Source organism: Microbacterium resistens NBRC 103078 (assembly GCF_001552355.1).
GTDB lineage: Bacteria > Actinomycetota > Actinomycetes > Actinomycetales > Microbacteriaceae > Microbacterium > Microbacterium resistens.
Genome location: NZ_BCRA01000063.1, coordinates 1 through 3,058 on the forward strand (window position 1 = coordinate 1; position 3,058 = coordinate 3,058).

Below are 3,058 nucleotides of genomic sequence, written 5' to 3' on the forward strand. Positions count from 1 at the left end.
GACGCGCCCAACCCCGGGTCACCGCGTTTCGACTCGCTTCGCTCGCTCAACGACCGGGGCGGAGCGGTCACGGAGCCGCCAGAGGAGCCAGCCGCTGCCGAGCGGGACGAGAAGGAAGACCAGGATGATCCCGAAGTGCCAGCCGTTGAGACCGACGACAAGGCCGCCCGGGATCTGCGGGCTCGGCGCCTCGTACTCGCCCGCCCCGGCGGTCCCCGCCGATGTGCCGACCGCGTGGCCGATGATCGCGACGAGGAAGCCCACCGCGAGCGCCGCGAACGGCAGGAGGATCGCCACCGCCTTCTCCCACCCACGCCACATCCGGCTGGCCAGCACGAGCACGACGCCGACGACCCAGCCCGCGAGCGGGACGAGGAAGCCGCCGAACGCGAGGACCAGAGCCGCGACGATCGCGAAGCCGCGTGATGCGCCGAGCGGTGTCGGAGCCGGGGCGGGAGCGACCGCTCGCGGTGGTGCGGGCGCGCTCTCCGGCTCCGTCGCGTCCCCCGCGGCCCGCGCGATCTCGAGCGGGTCCCCGAGCTGGGCGATCCGCGCGTCCAGCTCGGCTCCGTCCAATCCCTCCAACTCCTCCGCGATCCCGCTGCGCAGGTCGGCGGCGACACGATCGGGCAGGTCGCTCAGCGCCGCGTCGAGGTCGGCGAGGTAGCGCGCCCGCCGCCGATCGGCGTCCGACGTCGGTTCTGTCATGACTCCCCCTCGGAGATCAGCGCGGCGACGCTGCGCGCGAACGGGTCCCACTGGCGGCGGAACCGGGCGAGCTGCTCTTCGCCGTCTCCGGTCAGCTCGTAGTACCGGCGCACCGGCCCCGCATCGGAGCGCTGGTCGAAGGTGCGCACCCATCCGCTCTGCCGCAGTCGGGCGAGAAGCGGGTAGAGGGTCCCGATGCTCGCGATCATGCCCGCGGCGGTGAGCTGCTCGGCAAGCTCCCAGCCATAGCGCGGACCGCGCGCGAGCAGCCCGAGCACGCAGTACTCGACCACCCCTTTGCGCATCTGCGATCCGACGTCGACTATCATGCGAAACACGCTAGCTGGTGACGCAAGACAGGTCAATCGAGACCCGGGCATACCCGAGGCACCGCGTTTCGGCTCGCGGAGACCCGACGCCCACCACCCGGGTCACCGCGTTTCGACTCGCTTCGCTCGCTCAACGACCGAAACACCCACCCGGTCGTTGAGCGAGGAGCGCAGCGACGAGACGAAACGCGGCGCCCAGCACCGGGTCACCGCGTTTCGACTCGCTCCGCTCGCTCAACGACCGAAACGCCCACCCGGGGCACCCCGTTTCGACTCGCTTCTGTCGCTCAACGACCGAGAAGCGTCGCTCAGCGAGCGGGGCGGCCGGGACCGGGTCCGAGCGGTGGAACGGAAACTAGACTGGAGCGGGCCGTTCAGCCGGGGAGGTCATCAGGTGCCGATCACGCGGGCCGTGCGGGAGACGGCAGAGCAGCACCCCGATCGGCTCGCGATCGTGGGGGACGACGAATCACTCACGTACCGGCAGCTCGTCGCGGACTCGCGCCGGGTGTTCGCCGTCGTCGATGCCGCGCACCGCGCACAGACGGCCCCTCCGGCACCCGCGCCGGAGACGGGAGGGATCCCGATCACGGCGGTCAGCCTGTCCGACGCCTTCCACACCGCCCGCATCGTCGCCGCGCTGGCCGGATACCGCGCCGTCTCCGCGACCCTCGATCCGCAGTGGCCCCTCGACCACCGCGTCCGGGTGATCGTCTCCACGGGGATCGGCGTGGTGGTCAGCGACTCCCCGGACCTGCACCGTGCTCTCGCCGACGGCGGCTGGACCGGGACCGTCCTCACCCTCGACGAGTTCCGCTCCCGCGAGGTCGCCGTCGAGGCCGACGGCGCCACCGCCCCGGAACCGACGGTGCGGGCGGACGACGAGGCGTTCCTGCTCCTCTTCTCCTCCGGCACGACCAGCGACCCGAAGGCCTTCCTCAAGACCCGACGGCAGTACCGCGCCAACGTCGCCGTCTCCGCCGCGCACCTCGAACCGCTCCCGGGTGTCGCGACTCTCGCTCCCGGTCCGCTCTCCTACAGCCTCACCCTCTATGCGCTGATCGAATGCCTCGCCACGGGAGGATCGGCGCACCTCGCCGACGCCTTCGACCCGGTGCGGATGGCGGCGCGGATCCCCGCCGAGAGCATCACCCGGATCGTCGCCGTCCCCGCCGTCGTGCGCGCGCTCACCGATGCCACGCGACGGGATCCGCTCCGGTTCGCCGGGCTGGACCTCGTCGTCACCGGCGGAGCGAACCTGCCCGCGGCGATCCGCGACGGGCTCGGTGAGGTGCTCCCCCACGTGCGGCTGATCAGCTACTACGGCGCGGCCGAGATCGGCTTCATCGGGGACAGCCGGGACGGCGACGGCACACTGATCACGCTCTACGACGGCATCCTCGCCCGGATCCGCGACGACGACGGACGCGACGTGCCCGACGGGGAGCTCGGCACGCTGTGGATCCATGCCGAGGCCGCCTCGGACGGCTATCTCGCGGCCACCACGGGCGCGGTCCTGCGCGACGACGACGGATGGGCGACCGTGCACGATCAGGCGCGGATCGTCGACGGGCGGCTGCACCTCGCCGGTCGGGCGGGCGACATCGTCGTGACCGGCGGACACAAGGTCTCCCTTCCCGACGTCGAGCGCGCGTTCGCCGACGCGCCCGGTGTCGGCGCCGTGTGCGCGGTGTCGCTTCCCGACGAGGACCTCGGGCGGATCGTGGCGCTCGTCGTCGAACCGGCCGCCGCCGCGCCGGGCGGGGTCACCACGCCCTCGCGCATCCGGAGCACGGCGGCCACCCCCGCCCCGGACCAGCCGGCGACGCTCCCGGACAAGACGAGCCTGCGCGCGTGGGCGCGCGGTCGGCTCGCCCCGCAGTTCGTGCCGCGGCGGTGGTACGTGCTGCCGCGTCTGCCGCGCACCGCGGGCGGGAAGATCCGCCGGATCGAGACGGCCGAGCGGATCCTGGCCGGCGAGGGGGTGCGGCTGTGATGCGGCGGGCGGTCGTCACCGGGAT

The 3,058-nt window shown here is 72.9% G+C and carries 3 protein-coding genes; 1 reads left to right on the forward strand and 2 read right to left on the reverse strand.

Translation table 11 applies throughout. The features are described from left to right. Positions 1-18 precede the first annotated feature (18 nt). Positions 19-708 (reverse strand): DUF1700 domain-containing protein, encoded by a 690-nt coding sequence (locus tag MR1_RS11355; protein WP_067246551.1) that lies wholly within the window; start codon positions 706-708, stop codon positions 19-21. Further along, positions 705-1,037, reverse strand: a complete 333-nt coding sequence (locus tag MR1_RS11360; RefSeq protein ID WP_067246554.1) for a PadR family transcriptional regulator — start codon at positions 1,035-1,037, stop codon at positions 705-707. The genes MR1_RS11355 and MR1_RS11360 overlap by 4 nt, the downstream gene beginning before the upstream one ends. Before the next feature lie 394 nt (positions 1,038-1,431). Between MR1_RS11360 and MR1_RS11365 the strand changes: the two genes are divergently transcribed. Then, entirely contained in the window at positions 1,432-3,033 is a 1,602-nt protein-coding gene (locus MR1_RS11365) for a class I adenylate-forming enzyme family protein (protein WP_067246556.1), read from the forward strand. Positions 3,034-3,058: the final 25 nt, after the last annotated feature.